Origin of the sequence: Roseospira goensis (assembly GCF_014197795.1) — a bacterium.
Classification (GTDB): Bacteria; Pseudomonadota; Alphaproteobacteria; order Rhodospirillales; family Rhodospirillaceae; genus Rhodospira; species Rhodospira goensis.
Genome location: NZ_JACIGI010000014.1, coordinates 18,476 through 34,497 on the forward strand (window position 1 = coordinate 18,476; position 16,022 = coordinate 34,497).

Below are 16,022 nucleotides of genomic sequence, written 5' to 3' on the forward strand. Positions count from 1 at the left end.
CGCAAGATTCGGCTGCGACTCATACATTTCGCGCAGAGCCACGCGATCAATCCGAACCACGTCTTGGGTCCGATGGATCGCGATCCGCGCTATCCCTGTACCAGCGTTTGCCAGGTCCCTTTGCGTTCGTCGGGCTCGAAGGGCAGGGGGCGGCAGATCTCGATCGCCCGCATGCCGAGCCGGAACGCCCGCAGGCCGGAAATCGAGCCCTCGGCGAAGCGGGCCGAGACCTTTTCCGCCAGGCCGCCGCCCAGGGTGGTGGCCACCACGTCGCCGGTGGGGTCGGCGGCGACCGCGATGGCGGCGCTGACCACCACCTGTTTGGTCAGCTTGAGGGTCGCCAGCCCGCTCGGGCGCAGACCGTAGACCTCGGCCACCCGGCGCACCATGACGGTGCTGCGCCAGATGACGATGGCGACGTCGAGCGCCGGGTGCGGCGAGACGGCGGTCGCCCCCATCACCGCCAGGGCGTTGACGCGCACGGTGCGCCGTGCCTCCTGGTCCAGCGGGGCCAGCACGGCGCCCCGGAACTGCTTGAGCACCGCATCGGTGTCGGTCAGGCCCTGGCTGCGCTGGGTGAACGCCTTGACCAGCTCCGGCCGGCGCGCCCGCACCAGGGCCAGGATCGGCCCCAGGGTCTGGCGCAGGCGGGTCGGCTGGTCCTGGGCCAGCGCCGTGCCCAGCGTTTCGCGGAAGCGATCGACCTCGCCCAGCCGGCGCAACGCGCGCACCTCGGCCATGGTGGCGGTGCCGAGCGCGGCGAGAAAGGCGGCGGCCAGCGCGGTCAGCAGGGCGCCGCCGATCCAGTCGCCGCTCCAGATGTCGACCAGCGCGCGGCCGGTGTCGTAGACCAGGAATGCCGCCGCCAGGGCTACGAACAGGCCCACGACCCGGCCCCAGCGGGCCGGCTTCTCGGCCGGCGGGGCGGCGGCCTCGGCCTCCACGGTCGCCGGCGGCGGGGCGCGGTCGTCCGGGGCGCGCAGCGTCTCGGCCGCCGGGCCGGGCGCCGGACCGGCCGAACGGGCCGGGGCCGGCTCCGGCGTGGGACGCGACCGGACGCGCGGCCGTGACGGCTCGGACGGCGCCACCAGGGTGGGGTCGACCACGCCCGGCTGGCGGGGCGTGTCGCCTGTCGACGGTCGCTCGGGCGGGCGGCGCTCGGTCATCGCAGGTCCTCCCCGATCAGGAAGTTGAGCACCTCCGGCAGGCGGATGTTGGGAAACCCGCCGTGGCGCCAGGCCGGGTCGGGCCGCGGCTGGAAGTCCCAGTAGCGGTAGTTCAGCGCCGCCCAGTCCGGCGGGAAGTCGAGCGGGATGGCGCCCGGCTCCATCGGCGTTTCGTCGCTGTCGTCCGGCCGGCGGCCGAGCAGGATCTCGCGGCCGTTGTCGGTGCGCCGGGTGTCGCGGGTGGCGCGGATCGCGGCGATAGCCTGCACGTCGACGTCGGCGGCGGTCTTGATCAGGTTGCTCTCGTCCAGCACGTGCAGCATGCGCCGGGTCAGGTTCTCCAGGTGCAGGCGGTCGCCCCGAATCACATGGTCGGCCTTGGTGGCGGCGAACATCACGCGCGAGATGCGCCGGCCCATGAGCCAGCCGAGCAGGCTGTTCCTGCCATGGCGGAAGCTGTGCAGGATGGAGGCCAGGGCCTCGCTCATGTCGTCGAACGCCTCCGGCCCGTCGTTGAGCGCGGTCAGCGTGTCGACCAGCACGATCTGGCGGTCCAGGCCGGCGAAATGGCGCCGGTAGAAGGTGCGCACCACCTTCTCCTGGTAGTCCCGGAACTTGTCTCGGAACGCCGCGTGGAGGGTGCCCGGCTGCGGCGACGCCGGCAGGTCGGGCAGCGGACAGAAGCGCAGCACCGAGGCGCCGCGCAGGTCGGCCGGATGCAGGAAGCGGCCCGGCTGGAGGAACCGCAGCCTGGCCTCCGCGCAGGCGTGCAGGTAGTCGGTGTAAAGGGCGGCGGCGCGCTCGGCCCACTCCTCGTCGTGTTCCGAGTCGGGTGTGCGCTCGGCCACGAAGGCGCGCCACTCGCGGGCCAGCTCCGGACGGCGGCCGCGCTCGGCCTGGGCCAGCATGGCCCGCGACCAGTCCTCGAAGGTGGTGCCCAGCAATGGCAGGTCGACCAGCCATTCGCCGGGATAGTCCACGATCTCCAGTTGCAGGGTGCCCTCGGTCAGGCCCAGACGGGCGGCCGCGCTGGTGGTCAAGCCCTGGGCGCGGCGGAAGCGCAGGTCGATGCGGATGCGCGAGATGCCGCGCGTCGGCTCCGGCCAGTGCGGCGACTCGCCGGTGAGCGCGTCCAGCGCCTTGCGGTACGGGAACTCCGGCACGGTCGCGTTGGTGTCGTGGCGCAGCACGGCGCCCACCAGGCGGCCGTCGTCGAACGGATCGAAGCCGCGCAGCGGGCTTTCCTCCGCCGCCGGGTCGGCGCGCAGCAGGTTGTGGATCAGCGACGTGACGAACACGGTCTTGCCGGCCCGCGACAGCCCGGTCACGCCGAGATACAGCCGTCGCGCCAGCAGGTCGTCCAGGGTTTTCATCGGTCCGGCCTCTGGTTGCCCCTCCTGTCCGGCGGACCCGGCCCCCGGTGCGCGCCGAGCGTTGCGCGCTGCGATGGCGTTTCCCCCATGGTGCTTCCCTGGGGCGCGGACCGCACGGACTCGCCGGGAGTCTAGGTCTCGGGGCGATCCGGGTCCAAGAAAATCAGGGGTATCGCGGCGCCGGTCCCACGCCGGAGCGTGGGACCGAGACGGGTATCTCGCGCCCACGCTCCCGCGTGGGCGCCCGGGCCGCGAACGGTCCCACGCCGGAGCGTGGGACCGAGACGGGTATCTCGCGTCCACGCGCCCGCGTGGACGCCCGGGTCGCGAACGGTCCCACGCCGGAGCGTCGGACCGAGAGAGATGGTCTCGCGCCCATGCTCCCGCGTGGGCGCCCGGGCCGCGAACGGTCCCACGCCGGAGCGTGGGACCGAGAGAGATGGTCTCGCGTCCACGCTCCCGCGTGGACGCCCGGGTCGCGAACGGTCCCACGCCGGAGCGTGGGACCGAGACGGGTATCTCGCGCCCATGCTCCCGCGTGGGCGCCCGGGTCGCGAACTGTCCCACGCCGGAGCGTGGGACCGAGACGGGTATCTCGCGCCCACGCTCCCGCGTGGACGCCCAGGTCGCGAGCGGTCCCACGCCGGAGCGTGGGACCGAGATGGGTATCTCGCGCCCACGCTCCCGCGTGGGCGCCCGGGTCGCGAACGGTCCCACGCCGGAGCGTGGGACCGAGAAGGGTATCTCGCGCCCACGCTCCCGCGTGGACGCCATGGGACGGGCACCCGGCCTTACGCCCCCGTCCACTCGGAGACGAACGCGTCCGGCTCGGGGCGGGTCTTGCGCCGGTTGGGCGCCTCGGGGCCCCGGGTGCCGACGTGGATGAAGCCGACGATATGGTCGGTGGGAGCGAGGCCCAGCGCGGCTTTGACGCGGTCGCTGTAGGCCGGATGGCCGGTCACCCAGACGGCGCCGTAGCCCATGTCGTGGAAGCAGGACTGGATGACGAAGGCGGCCAGACCGGCGGTGACCACCTGTTCGACCTCGGGCACCTTGGGGTGGGCGCGCGGCGAGGCCGCCACCACGATCAGCAGCGGCGCCCGGCGCGGGCCGTCGCGGCGCTTGGCGATCTCGGCCTCGCCGGCGTCCGGCTCCTCGGCCAGCAGGTCGTCCACGAACACCTCGCTGAGGCGCTGCTGGCCGCGCTCCCGGACCACCAGGAAGCGCCACGGGCGGATGGCGCCGTGCTCCGGGACGGCGACGGCGGCCCGGAACACCTCGGCCAGTTCGTCGTCGGTGGGTCCCGGGGCGGTCAGGTGCTTCGCGGACGTGGACTGGCGCGCCTGCAGGCGTTCCACTAGGGTCGTCACGGTGGTGCGCTCCTGTAGGGACTGCGGAGGATGCGCCCGGCTCCGAACACCCGGCGCGCCCCGACCATCCCGCGTTGCCCGTGCCCTGTCCAGGGGATCGTCGCGCGCCCGTTCGGTCCGTCCCGTCCGTCCCGCTTCCGGTCCGGTGCACCGCGCATGCTCCGCCTGTTCCCGCCGCTGACCCTGGCCCTGTTCCTGCTGCCGGTGGCGGCCGGCCTGCTGGGCACCGCGCTGCCGTCGCTGGGCTGGATGCCAGGGGCGGGCGGTCCCGCGCCGACCCTGGCGGCCTGGCGCGCCCTGGCGGCGGCGCCGGGGCTGGCCGAGTCCCTGGCGCTGTCCCTGGCCATCGGCCTGCTGTCGACGGTCCTCTCGCTGGCCCTGGCCCTGACCATCGCCGCCGGTGCGCAGGGGACGCGGCTGATGGCCTGGGTGCGGCGTGCGCTGGCGCCACTGCTGGCGCTGCCGCATGTGGCGGTCGCCCTCGGGCTGGCGTTCCTGCTGGCGCCGTCGGGCTGGATCGCGCGCCTGCTGTCGCCCTGGGCCACCGGCTGGACGCTGCCGCCGGACATCGCCACCGCGCCCGACCCCTGGGGGCTGGCGGCGGTGCTGGCGCTGGTGCTGAAGGAGACCCCGTACCTGCTGCTCATGCTGCTGGCGGCGCTGGGGCAGGTGCGGGCCGACCGGGCGGTGCGGGTGGCGCGCACCCTGGGGCACGGCCCGGGGGCGGCCTGGGTGCGGGTGGTGCTGCCGCAGGTCTACCCGCTGGTCCGGCTGCCGGTCTACGCGGTGCTGGCCTACGGGCTGTCGGTGGTGGACGTCGCCCTGGTGCTGGCGCCGGCCACGCCGGGGCCGCTGGCGGTTGCGGTGGTGCGCTGGCTGGGCGACCCGGACCTCGCGGTGCGCATGCAGGGGGCCGCCGGTGCGGTGGTGCAGACCGGGCTGGTGGTTCTGGTGATCGCGCTGTGGCGCGGCGGCGAAGGCGTCGTCGCCCGGCTGGCGCAGCCGTGGCTGGGGGCGGGGCCGGGGAGCCGTGCCGGACGGGACCGCGCCCGCCGAGTTGGTGGCACGGCCGCGCTGGCGGCGGCGCTGCCGATCGCGGGACTCACCGCCCTGGCGCTCGCCGGCATGGCGCTGTGGTCCCTGGCCGACTCCTGGTTCTGGCCGGCCCCGTGGCCCGCCGCCCTGACCCTGGAGACCTGGCGCCGGCACCTGGGCGAGGCGACCTGGCCGCTCTGGACCACCGTCACGGTGGGGCTCGCGGCGACGGCGGCGGCGCTGGTGCTGGCGCTGGGCACCCTGGAGCACGAGCGGACCCGCGGCCTCACCCCAGGGCGGGCGAGCGAAATCCTGCTCTATGTGCCGCTGCTGGTGCCGCAGGTGGGGTTCCTGTTCGGGGTGCAGACCGTGGCCGCGCTGGCCCGCCTGGACGGCACCTGGATCGGCGTGGTCTGGAGCCATCTGCTGTTCGTGCTGCCCTACGTCTTCCTGGCCCTGGCCGACCCTCACCGGCGGCTGGACCCGCGCTGGCGGCGGGCGGCGCAGGGCCTGGGGGCGGGGCCTTGGCGGGTGTTCGGACGGGTCACCGTGCCGCTGCTGCTGCGGCCGCTGCTGTTCGCCGCCGCCATCGGCTTTGCGGTCAGTGTGGCGCAGTACCTGCCGACGCTGTTCCTGGGCGCCGGCCGCTACCCCACCCTGACCACCGAGGCCGTGGCCCTGTCCGCCGGCGGCGACCGTCGGGTGATCGGTGTGCATGTATTCCTGCAGGCGGCCTTGCCGCTGCTGGTGTTCGCCGTCGCGCTGGCGGTGCCGCGCTGGCTGTCGCGGCACCGGCGCGGCCTGCAAGGCGGGGAGGCGCCCCCATGAGCCTGGTTCTGGAGGCCGTGCGCGTCCGCCTGGCGGGGCGGACGCTGGTGGGGCCGCTGGCGCTGACCGTGGCCGACGGCGAGACGGTGACCGTCATGGGGCCGAGCGGGTCGGGCAAGTCCACGCTGCTGGATGTGGTGACCGGCACGCTGGCACCGGCGTTCCGGGCCGAGGGCCGCGTGCTGCTGGACGGGCGGGACCTGGCCGGGCTGGCGCCGGAGCAGCGCGGGATCGGGATCCTGTTCCAGGATCCGATGCTGTTCCCCCATCTGTCGGTGGGCGGCAACCTGGCGTTCGGCATGCCGCGCCGGGTGCGGGGGCGGGCGCGGCGGGCGCGCATCGCGGCGGTGCTGGCCGAGGCCGGGCTGGAGGGCCTGGCCGACCGCGACCCGGCCACCCTGTCGGGCGGGCAGGCGGCCCGGGTGGCGCTGATGCGGGTGTTGCTGGCGGAGCCCCGCGCGCTGCTGCTGGACGAGCCGTTCTCGCGCCTGGACGCGGCCCTGCGGGCGCGGGTGCGGGCCTTCGTGTTCGAGCACGTGGAGGTGCGCGGCCTGCCCACCCTGCTGGTGACCCACGATCCCGAGGACGCGCGCGGCCGGGTGGTACGGATCGGCGGGGGGTGAGGGCGTGCGGCCACCGGTTCGGAGAGGCTTGACCCGGGCCGGCCCGGCGGCTAAACGATCCGCACGTGGTGATTTGGCGACCAGCTTGCGGCCACGCAAAACAAGCGGCTAAGCGGTTGGTGCCCTTCGAAAAAGGCCCCGGCCCCCACGGCCGGGGCCTTTTCGCGTTGCGGACCGGCCGCCCGAGACGGAGAGGCGCGCGATGACATCCGACCCCAACACCGATCCCCAGACCCACCGCCAGACCCACCGCCAGACCACCCGGGCTGCCTGGCATCCCCGCACCGCCATGGTGCGCGGCGGCCTGGACCGCAGTGCCCATATGGAGACCGCCGAGGCGCTCTACCTGTCCTCCGGCTTCGTCTACCCGGACGCGGAGGCCGCCCGCCGCGCCTTCGACGGCACCGACGCGCGCTTCGTCTATTCCCGCTTCCGCAACCCCACCAACGCCACCTTCGAGCAGCGCCTGGCGCTGCTGGAGGGCGCGCCCGTCTGCCGCGCCACGGCCAGCGGCATGGCCGCCGTGACCGCCGCCCTGCTGTGTCAGGTGGGCGCCGGTGACCGCGTGGTGGCGGCGCGCAGCCTGTTCGTCTCCTGCCACTGGGTGCTGACCGAGCTGTTGCCGCGCTACGGGGTGACGGTGGAGCTGGTGCCGGCCGCCGACCTGGACGTCTGGCGTGCCGCCCTGGCGCGGCCGGCGACCTGCGTCTTCCTCGAAAGCCCGTCCAACCCGGGCCTGGAGATCGTCGACATCCCCGCCGTCGCCGATCTGGCGCATCGGGCCGGCGCCCGCCTCATCGTCGACAACGCCTTCGCCACGCCGGTGCTGCAACGGCCGCTGGCGCTGGGCGCCGACATCGTCGTGCATTCGGCGACCAAGTACATCGACGGTCAGGGCCGCTGCCTGGGCGGGGCCATCCTGTCCAATGATGCCGTTTTCGACGAGGAGCTGTTGCTGCCGTTCCTGCGCAACACCGGCCCGTGCCTGAGCCCGTTCAACGGCTGGGTGATGACCAAGGGTCTGGAGACCCTGGACCTGCGGGTGCGGGCGCAGTGCGCCTCCGCCCTGGCCCTGGCCGAGGCGCTGGACGGCCGGCCGGGCGTGGCCGCGGTGCGCTATCCGGGCCTGCCCGGCCATCCCCAGCATGCCCTTGCGATGGCGCAGATGGACGGCTGCGGCGGCGCCATGCTGGCCCTGGACCTGGCGGGCGGGCAGCCGGCGGCGTTCCGGTTCCTGGACGGCCTGCGCCTGATCGACATCTCCAACAACCTGGGCGACGCCAAGTCGCTGGCCTGCCATCCCGCCACCACCACCCACCAGCGCCTGAGCCCCGACGAACAGGCCGCCCAGGGCATCACCCCCGGCCTGGTGCGGCTGTCGGTGGGGCTGGAAGACCACCGCGACCTCATCGCCGACGTGACCCAGGCGCTGGCGCGCGTGTGACCCGGCCTCGTGTGTCTGCCCGGGGTCGGCCTGGAACCCGGCCATGCCCCCGCGCGTTTTCTGGGTGGACCCGATGCCAGGGGCCCGGCCGGGTTCGGCCGTGATACACTGAGCGGGTGTCCGCCGCGACGGCGGGGAACCGGCGCCGGTGGCGGGCACGGCCCGTGCAGGAAGAGGAGGCCCGCATGTACACGCACATCATGGTGCCGGTCGACCTGGCGCACGCCGACACGCTCGACAAGGCGATGACGCAGGCCGCCGACCTGGGCAAGCTGTACGAGATTCCAGTGACCATCGTCGGCGTCACCCTGTCGCAGCCCACCGACGTGGCGCACAATCCGGCCGAGTACAAAGAGAAGCTGGCGCAGTTCGCCGCCGCGCACAGCGCCCGCACCGGCGTGACGATGGAGCCGCACACCGTCATCAGCCACGATCCGGCGGTGGATCTGGACGACATGCTGCGCGAGCACTGCCACGACCTGGGGGCCGATCTGGTGGTCATGGCTTCGCACATCCCGCGCTTCCGTGATGTCATCTTCGGCTCGCACGCCGATGCCTTCGTGCGTCACGGCGACGTGTCGGTGTTCGTGGTGCGCTAGGCTGTCGCGGCGCCGTCGGTTCCGTGACGCGCCCCTGTTTTTCCCTGTCAGTACCTGGAGAGGTGAGAGCGATGAAACGCCTGAAGGAGGTCATGTCCAAGGGCATCGAGACCGTCGCGCCCACCACATCGCTGCGCGACGCGGCGCGCCGCATGGATCGTTTGTCCGTTGGCATGCTGCCGGTGGACGAGAGCGGCACCCTGATCGGCACCCTCACCGATCGCGACATTGTCGTGCATGCGGTGGCGGAGGGCGTCGACGTCAACAATACCCGGGTCCGCCAGGCGATGACGGCCGGCGTGACCGTGGCCGACGAGGACGATTCGGTGGCCGACGCCGCCGCCATGATGGCCGAGAGTCAGGTGCGGCGCCTGCTGGTCACCAACAGCCAGAAAGAGGTGGTCGGCACGGTCTCGTTGCGCGATCTGGCGATGCACGTCACCGATCCGGTGCCGGTGGCCGAGGCCGTGCGCGGCGTGTCCGCGCACTGAGCCGATCGCTGCACCGCGAACGGGGGAGCCGCCGGCCCACGGGTCGGCGGCGTCGTCCTGTCATGGCGTCGGCCTCAGGGCAGGGGGCGCGGGTGCAGGTGACCGGCGGGTGCCTCGGCCTCGGTCCCGGCCGCGGCGTCGTCCGTCCCGTGGGCATGGTCGCCGGCGCGGGCGTCGACCGGCACCAGGTGCAGGTGTCCCGACCACACGCCCGGCTGCGCCAGCACCGCGTCCGCGAAGGCGCGCACCTCGTGGGCGGGGCCGCGCAGCATGACCGACTCCATGCAGTGGTCGTGGTCGATGTGCACGTGCGTCGTAGCGATGCCCAGGTCGTGGCGGTCGTGGTGGGCCGTCACCAGCCGGCGCGCCAGATCGCGCCGGGTGTGGTCGTAGATGTAGACCAGGCAGCCGACGCAGGGGCTGTCGGCCCGATCCTCCAGGCGCTGGTCCCGCAGCACGCCGCGCAGCAGGTCGCGCATGGCTTCCGATCGGTTGGTGTAGCCGCGCCGCGCCACCAGCGCGTCGTAGGCGGCCAGCAAGTCCGGTTCCAGCGAGATCGTCACCCGCTCCACGCCGTATCCCTTCCGTCTGCTCCGTCCGCTCCGTCCGCTCCGTCGCCGCGCTGCGGCCGGCATCCCGACGCGCGCCGCGCTCAATGTATGAGTCGCACCCGGCTGACGGTGCCATTTCGCGTCGCCGGCTGCGGCCTGTCAACGCGGGTTGGCGGCCCCCCGGATGCCGCGGTATCGGTTTTGGCAGTTGACCCGGCGCGGCTCCCGGCCCTAAGACCGGTGCGGGCCACGACCCCCCAACGGGTCGCGACCCTTCTGCAAGGAAGGGAGGCAACATGACCGCACCGCAGAAACCGGCCACCCGGCCGGACAATCCCGATTTCTCCTCCGGCCCCTGCGCCAAGCGCCCCGGCTGGACCCCCGCCGTCCTCGGCGACGCCCTGGTGGGCCGCTCGCACCGCTCCAAGCCCGGTAAGGCGCGCCTGGCGGCGGTGCTGGACAAGAGCCGCGCCCTGCTCGGCCTGCCCGACGACTACCGCATCGGCATCGTGCCGGCTTCCGACACCGGCGCCGTGGAGATGGCGCTGTGGTCGCTGCTGGGCCAGCGCGGCGTCGAGCTGCTGGCCTGGGAAAGCTTCGGCAGCGGCTGGGTGACCGACGTCGTCAAGCAGCTCAAGCTCGGCGATGCCCGCACGCTCACGGCCGGCTACGGCGATCTGCCCGACCTGTCGCAGGTCGATTTCGACTGCGACGTCGTCTTCACCTGGAACGGCACCACGTCCGGCGTGTGCGTCCCCGACGGCGACTGGATCCCGCGCGAGCGCAGCGGCCTGACCATCTGCGACGCCACCTCGGCCGCGTTCGCCATGGACCTGCCTTGGGACAAGCTCGACGTCGTCACCTACTCCTGGCAGAAGGTGCTCGGCGGCGAGGCCCAGCACGGCGTGTTGATCCTGTCGCCGCGCGCTGTCGCCCGCCTGGAATCCTACACCCCGCCGTGGCCGCTGCCCAAGCTGTTCCGCATGACCAAGGGCGGCGCGCTGATCGAGGGGATCTTCAAGGGCGAGACCATCAACACCCCGTCCATGCTGGCGGTCGAGGACGCGCTGGACGCGCTGACCTGGGCCGAGCGCATCGGCGGCCTGCCGGCGCTGATCGCGCGCAGTCAGGCCAACCTCGCGGCGGTGGCGGACTGGGTGGCGCGCACCGACTGGGTCGACTTCCTGGCCCACGACCCGGCGACGCGCTCGTCCACCTCCATCTGTCTGAAGATCGTGGCGGACTGGTTCACCGCTCTGCCGGCCGACGCCCAGGCCAAGGCCGCCAAGCGCATGGTGGCGCTCTTGGACGACGAGGGCGTGGCCTATGACGTCGGCGCCTACCGCGATGCGCCGCCCGGCCTGCGGCTGTGGGGCGGGGCCACGGTGGAGGCCGAGGACATGGCCGCGCTGCTGCCGTGGCTGGACTGGGCCGCCGCCACCGTCCAGGGCGAACTCGCCGCGGCCTGATCCCGCACCCCCTCTCTTCTCTTCCCGATCCCGGCGGCCGTCCGCGGGGCGGGGGGCGGTCCGGCCCCCCGCCGCCGCGCGCCGACGCGGCCGGGGGCGGCTGTCCTTCGGGCTGCCGCCCCGCGGGCGTTCCGCTCTGAAACCAACAGATCGCGCCGATTCACGCTCGAAATCGGCCCCACCCCGGTGGTTCCGATTTCGAGCGATCGGCGCTCGCCTGACACGAAAGGACTTCACCATGCCCAAGGTGCTGGTGAGCGACAAACTCAGCCCGCGCGCCGTCGACGTGTTCAAGGGCCGCGGCATCGCGGTCGACGTCAAGACCGGCCTGTCCCCGGACGAGCTGACCGCCATCATCGGCGACTACGACGGCCTCGCCATCCGCTCGGCCACCAAGGTTACGGCCGACGTGCTGGCGGCGGCGAGCAACCTCAAGGTCGTCGGCCGCGCCGGCATCGGCGTGGACAACGTGGACATCGCCGCCGCCACCCAGCGCGGCGTGGTGGTCATGAACACCCCCTTCGGCAACGCCATCACCACGGCCGAGCACGCCATCGCGATGATGTTCGCGCTGGCCCGTCAGATTCCGCAGGCCAACGCCTCGACCCATGCCGGCAAGTGGGAGAAGAACCGCTTCATGGGGGTCGAACTGACCGGCAAGACCCTGGGCGTCATCGGCTGTGGCAACATCGGCTCCATCGTGGCCGAGCGTGCGCTCGGGCTGCGCATGCGGGTGATCGCCTTCGATCCCTACCTGTCGCCCGAACGCGCCGTCGACCTGGGGGTGGAGAAGGTGGATCTGGACGACCTGATCGCCCGCTCCGACTTCATCACCCTGCACACCCCGCTCACCGAGAAGACCCGCGGCATTCTCAACGCCGAGGCCATCGCCCGCATGAAACCAGGCGTGCGGCTGATCAACTGCGCGCGCGGCGGCCTGATCGACGAGGCGGCGCTGAAGGACGCGCTGGAGAGCGGCCACGTCGCCGGGGCGGCGCTGGACGTGTTCGCCGAGGAGCCGGCGCGCGACAACCCGCTGTTCGGGCTCGACACCGTGGTGTGCACGCCGCACCTGGGGGCGTCCACCACCGAGGCGCAGGAGAACGTCGCCCTCCAGGTGGCCGAGCAGATCAGCGACTTCCTGCTGACCGGCGCGGTGGCCAACGCGCTCAACATGCCCGCCGTGACCGCCGAGGAGGCGCCGCGCCTGCGCCCCTACATGAAACTGTGCGAGCAGCTCGGCAGCTTCGCCGGCCAGATCACCGAAAGCGGCCTGAAGTCGGTGCGCATCGAGTATCAGGGCGACGTGGCCGGGCTGAACACCCGCCCGCTGACCGCGACCGTGTTGCAGGGCCTGCTGTCGCCGCTGCTGGAGTCGGTCAACATGGTCAGCGCGCCGGTGGTCGCGCGCGAACGCGGTATCGAGATCAAGGAGACGCGCAGTGAGCACTGCCCGAACTACCACAGCCTGATCCGGCTGGAGGTGACCACCGAGCGTCAGACCCGCAGCGTCGAGGGCTCGTTGTTCGGCGGCACGTTGCCGCGCATCGTGCGCATCAACGATATCCCGGTGGAGGCCGAGCTGGCCCCCAACATGTTGTACAGCATCAACGAGGACAAGCCGGGCTTCATCGGGTCGCTGGGCACCACGCTGGGCGATTCCGGCGTCAACATCGCCTCGTTCCATCTCGGCCGGTCGGACGCCGGCGGCCAGGCGCTCTGCCTGGTGCAGGTGGACGGGCCGTTGCCGGCGGAAACGGTGGACGCGGTCAGCGCGCTGCCGCACGTGGTGCGGGCCAAGGCGCTGCGGTTCAGCTGATCACAGAGACCGGCCGACGCATGAACAGGCGTCACGCGTCGGCCGGTGTTACGGATCCCGCAGGCGCGCCCCGCCCGCGCCGGCGGGCTGGCGAGGGGGCGCCTCCGCAGCCTCAGAACACGCGGGTGCAGCGCACGCCCTCGTCGGCCAGCAGGTCGTTGAGCGTGGCCTGGAGCGTCCAGCCGCGCCCGCGCCCGGCCTCGGCCATGCAGGTGATGCCCCCGGTCGACAGGCTGGAGCAGTCCACGGCGCGCTCCAGGCTGCTGTAGGCCCACACCTGTCCGGCCATGCGGCGCAGCACCATGTCCATGCGGATCGGCGGTCCGTTCGGCGTGGTGCACTCGAACACCACGCGCGGCGGGTTGCCGTCCACGCCGATCTCCTTGATCGGCTCCGGCGACTGCGCGGCGGCGGGCGTCGCGACGGCGAGAACGGCCGCGGCGGCGACGGCGGCGGCGGTCGGGAAGGCTCGGATCATCGGTCAGGCTCCCTGGTGGTGGTCGTTCACAAGACGGTCCCCCATGGGACCGGCTGAAGTGGGCCGTATGATGGCGCGCGGTCCCGACCGGCTCAAGGCGGGGCCGGCCGCCCCAGCGCGGTCCAGACGGCGTGGACGCGCCGGGCCGTGTCGGCGTCCAGGGCGCCGTCCAGCCGGGCCGGCCGAAAGCGGCGCTGGAACGCGGTCACCGCCGCGGGCCGGTCCGTCAGGTCGTAGCCGATGCCGGCCAGTGCCGCCAGCACCGCGGTCTCGGCGGGGACCGGCGCGGCGTCGTCCACGACCGGCCAGACCCCGACACCGGCGCGGGCCAGCCGCGCCCAGTCGAACAGCTCGCCCGGGTCCTCCTTGCGGGTCGGCGCCACGTCGCTGTGCCCGGCCACCCCACCCGGTGCGATGCCGTGACGGGTCACGATGTCCCGGCACAGGGCCACGACGGCGGCCATCTGCTGGTCCGGAAACGCGCGGTAGCCGAATTCGTGCCCCGGATTGACGATCTCGACGCCGATCGAGCGGCCGTTGACGTCGCCCCGGCCACGCCAGCACGCGACGCCGGCGTGCCACGCCCGGCGCTGCTCCGGGACCAGCCGGACGACCGTGCCGTCCTCCTCCACCATGTAGTGCGCGCTGACCTTGGCCGCCGGATCCCGCATCCGCGCCAGCGCCGCCGCCCCCGTCGGCATGCCGGTGTAGTGCAGCACCAGCATCGAGACCGTGGCGTCCGGCGGCCGGGCATCGTGGTTGGGCGAGGGGGCGTCGCGCATGTCACGCCTCCCCCGTTCCGGGGCGGTCGCGACGCGGGCCGGGCCGGGCGGCGTCCGGCGGCTCCGGGGCCGCGACCACCGGGCGGCCGCGGCGGGCGGAGCGGATCTGGATGATCGCCACCCCGGTGATGGTCAGGGCGCCGCCGACGAACTTCTGCCAGGTCGCCGCCTCGCCCAACAGCACGATGCCGGCGGCGATGCCGATGACCGGCGCCAGCAGACCCCACGGCGAGATGACGCCCAGCGGATGCCGCCGCAGCAGGGCGTACCAGAGCGAATGCGCGATCAGCGAGGCCGCCACGGCGGTATAGACCAGCCCGGCCCAGGCGTACCACGGGGCCGCGCGCGCGGCGGCCAGATGGCCGTCCTCCAGCAGCCATGACAGCGCCGCCACCTGCGGGATCGCCAGCAGGCACAGCCAGCCGGTCACGGCCAGGGCGGGCAGGTCGCGGGTGGTCTTGACGATGACGTTGCTGACCGCCCAGGCGAACGCCGCCAGCAGCAGCATCAGCACCGGCAGCACCGCCGTCACCTGGGGCTCGCCGGCCACCACGACCACCCCCGAGAAGGCCAGCACCAGCCCCAGGACGCGGCGCCAGCCGATGGTCTCCTTGAAGATCAGCACGCCCAGCAGGGTGCTGAACGGCGGCCCGGTCTGGATCACCACGGCGGCCGTGGCCGCGTCCAGGTGCGGCAGGGCGGCGAACAGGACGCCGAAGTGCAGCGTGCCGAAGGTGACCGACAGCGCCAGCACGCCGCGCAGGGCGCGTCCCTTGGGTCGGGGAACGAAGGGAACGATGAGGGCCGCGGCGATGGCGAAACGGATGGCGGTGAACATCAGCGGCGGCAGGTGGTCGACCCCCACCTTGGCGGCAACGAAGTTCAGGCCCCACAGGCTCTGCACCAGCAGCGCCAGCAGGATATCGGGGACAGGCATCGGGGTGGCCTCGTTGGCGGCGTCACGAACACGCCGCGCGGTCGCAGGGGCCCCCAGCATGGCCGGCCGCCGCCGCGGGCGCAAGCGCGGCCCCCACAGACGGTACCCACGGGCAGCCCCCAAGGGCAGCATCCATGGACGGTCCCCGTGGGCCGTCCCCGTGGGCGCGGCGGCCCCCGGGCGTGGTGCTACCGCAGCCCGCGCCGCTCCCGGATGCGGTCGTAGGCGTGGTTGATCGCCGCCATGGTCTCGTTGGCCTGGGCGACGAACTCCTCGGGCATGCCCTTGGCCATCAGCACGTCCGGATGGTGTTCGCGCGACAGCCGGCGCCAGGCGGCGCGCACCTCATCGTCGCTGGCCTGGGGCGAGACGCCGAGCACGGCGTAGGGGTCCGGCTCCCCTTCGGCGCTGCGTTCGTACTGGGCGTGCAGGCGGGTGACGGCCTCGGCCGGCAGCCCGAACAGCCGGGCGACGTCGTGCAGGAACGCGGTCTCGGCCGGGTGCAGCACGCCGTCGGCGCGCGCGATCTTGTAGAGCGCCCCCAGCAGTTCCTCCAGAACCTGGGGGCTGTCTGTGAACAGGTCGGCGATCTGGCGGGCGTAGACCTGGTAGCCGTCGGCGGACTGCTTGGCGTGGTCGAACACCGCGCCGACCGCCTTCATGTCCTCGGGCGGGATCTGGAACACCTGCTTGAAGGCGGCGACCTCGTCCTTGGTCACCCGGCCGTCGGCCTTGGCCATTTTGGCGCCCAGGGCGATGACGCCGACCGCGAACGCCTGCTGGCGGGCGTCGGCGCCCACCGATCCCGGCCGCGGTCGCCCCGACCCCGCGCGCGGCTCGCCCTTGCCGCCGCCCCCGCCGAGCCACGACGGCCAACCCTCCTTGTCGACCGCGTGCCCCGCCGCGGTGCCGACCAGCGCGCCCAGCGGCCCCAGCAGCAGGAATCCGCCGACACCGCCGATGACCTTGCCCCAGATGCTCATCCGTTCTCCTTGCCCACTCTGCCCGGCGCCGCCGCGCCGGCCCCAGACGCGACCCTGACGCCGGTCAGGTTTCC

General features: G+C 73.3%; 15 protein-coding genes and 1 riboswitch. Of the genes, 7 read left to right on the forward strand and 8 right to left on the reverse strand.

Annotation, left to right across the window (positions count from 1 at the left end; all coding sequences use genetic code 11):
* Positions 1-89: 89 nt before the first annotated feature.
* From GGD88_RS09655 to GGD88_RS09665, 3 genes are all read right to left on the reverse strand, one after another.
* Positions 90-1,166 carry a TIGR01620 family protein gene (locus tag GGD88_RS09655; protein WP_184434792.1) on the reverse strand — a complete coding sequence of 359 codons (1,077 nt, stop codon included), beginning with the start codon at positions 1,164-1,166 and terminating at the stop codon, positions 90-92.
* Positions 1,163-2,539, reverse strand: coding sequence for a YcjX family protein (locus GGD88_RS09660; RefSeq protein ID WP_184434795.1), 1,377 nt, complete (start codon positions 2,537-2,539; stop codon positions 1,163-1,165). The genes GGD88_RS09655 and GGD88_RS09660 overlap by 4 nt, the downstream gene beginning before the upstream one ends.
* A gap of 791 nt (positions 2,540-3,330) precedes the next feature.
* Entirely contained in the window at positions 3,331-3,909 is a 579-nt protein-coding gene (locus GGD88_RS09665; RefSeq protein ID WP_221237087.1) for a nitroreductase family protein, read from the reverse strand.
* A 156-nt stretch (positions 3,910-4,065) separates the two neighbouring features.
* Here GGD88_RS09665 and GGD88_RS09670 point away from each other — a divergent pair, with 156 nt between their 5' ends.
* The 5 genes from GGD88_RS09670 (at position 4,066) to GGD88_RS09690 (ending at position 8,929) form a co-directional block, all read left to right on the forward strand.
* On the forward strand, positions 4,066-5,772 hold the full coding sequence (locus GGD88_RS09670) for an ABC transporter permease (protein WP_184434798.1): 1,707 nt from the start codon (positions 4,066-4,068) through the stop codon (positions 5,770-5,772).
* Positions 5,769-6,395: an ATP-binding cassette domain-containing protein gene (locus GGD88_RS09675; RefSeq protein ID WP_184434800.1), complete on the forward strand. Its 627-nt coding sequence runs from the start codon at positions 5,769-5,771 to the stop codon at positions 6,393-6,395. Before GGD88_RS09670 ends, GGD88_RS09675 begins: the two co-directional genes overlap by 4 nt.
* A 55-nt stretch (positions 6,396-6,450) precedes the next feature.
* Positions 6,451-6,527: riboswitch (SAM riboswitch) on the forward strand.
* 70 nt (positions 6,528-6,597) lie between these two features.
* Positions 6,598-7,839, forward strand: coding sequence for an O-succinylhomoserine sulfhydrylase (gene metZ / locus GGD88_RS09680; RefSeq protein WP_184434802.1), 1,242 nt, complete (start codon positions 6,598-6,600; stop codon positions 7,837-7,839).
* Between the two features lie 185 nt (positions 7,840-8,024).
* Entirely contained in the window at positions 8,025-8,438 is a 414-nt protein-coding gene (locus tag GGD88_RS09685; RefSeq protein WP_184434804.1) for a universal stress protein, read from the forward strand.
* Between the two features lie 71 nt (positions 8,439-8,509).
* Positions 8,510-8,929, forward strand: coding sequence for a CBS domain-containing protein (locus GGD88_RS09690; RefSeq protein WP_184434806.1), 420 nt, complete (start codon positions 8,510-8,512; stop codon positions 8,927-8,929).
* Between the two features lie 74 nt (positions 8,930-9,003).
* On the opposite strand, the gene nikR is transcribed toward GGD88_RS09690, so the two are convergent.
* Positions 9,004-9,501, reverse strand: coding sequence for a nickel-responsive transcriptional regulator NikR (nikR, locus tag GGD88_RS09695; RefSeq protein WP_221237088.1), 498 nt, complete (start codon positions 9,499-9,501; stop codon positions 9,004-9,006).
* Between the two features lie 275 nt (positions 9,502-9,776).
* Between nikR and GGD88_RS09700 the strand changes: the two genes are divergently transcribed.
* Together GGD88_RS09700 and serA are read left to right on the forward strand one after the other, a co-directional pair.
* Complete coding sequence (locus GGD88_RS09700) at positions 9,777-10,949, forward strand: phosphoserine transaminase (RefSeq protein ID WP_184434810.1); 1,173 nt, start codon at positions 9,777-9,779, stop codon at positions 10,947-10,949.
* 238 nt (positions 10,950-11,187) lie between these two features.
* Positions 11,188-12,768, forward strand: a complete 1,581-nt coding sequence (serA, locus tag GGD88_RS09705; RefSeq protein ID WP_184434812.1) for a phosphoglycerate dehydrogenase — start codon at positions 11,188-11,190, stop codon at positions 12,766-12,768.
* A gap of 112 nt (positions 12,769-12,880) precedes the next feature.
* Here the strand turns inward: serA and GGD88_RS09710 are convergent, their stop codons facing one another.
* From GGD88_RS09710 to GGD88_RS09725, 4 genes are all read right to left on the reverse strand, one after another.
* Complete coding sequence (locus tag GGD88_RS09710) at positions 12,881-13,246, reverse strand: hypothetical protein (RefSeq protein WP_184434815.1); 366 nt, start codon at positions 13,244-13,246, stop codon at positions 12,881-12,883.
* Between the two features lie 92 nt (positions 13,247-13,338).
* Positions 13,339-14,028 carry an N-acetylmuramoyl-L-alanine amidase gene (locus GGD88_RS09715; RefSeq protein WP_184434818.1) on the reverse strand — a complete coding sequence of 230 codons (690 nt, stop codon included), beginning with the start codon at positions 14,026-14,028 and terminating at the stop codon, positions 13,339-13,341.
* 1 nt (position 14,029) lies between these two features.
* Entirely contained in the window at positions 14,030-14,965 is a 936-nt protein-coding gene (locus tag GGD88_RS09720; RefSeq protein ID WP_184434821.1) for a DMT family transporter, read from the reverse strand.
* A gap of 188 nt (positions 14,966-15,153) precedes the next feature.
* Entirely contained in the window at positions 15,154-15,948 is a 795-nt protein-coding gene (locus GGD88_RS09725) for a TerB family tellurite resistance protein (protein ID WP_184434824.1), read from the reverse strand.
* Positions 15,949-16,022 lie beyond the last annotated feature (74 nt).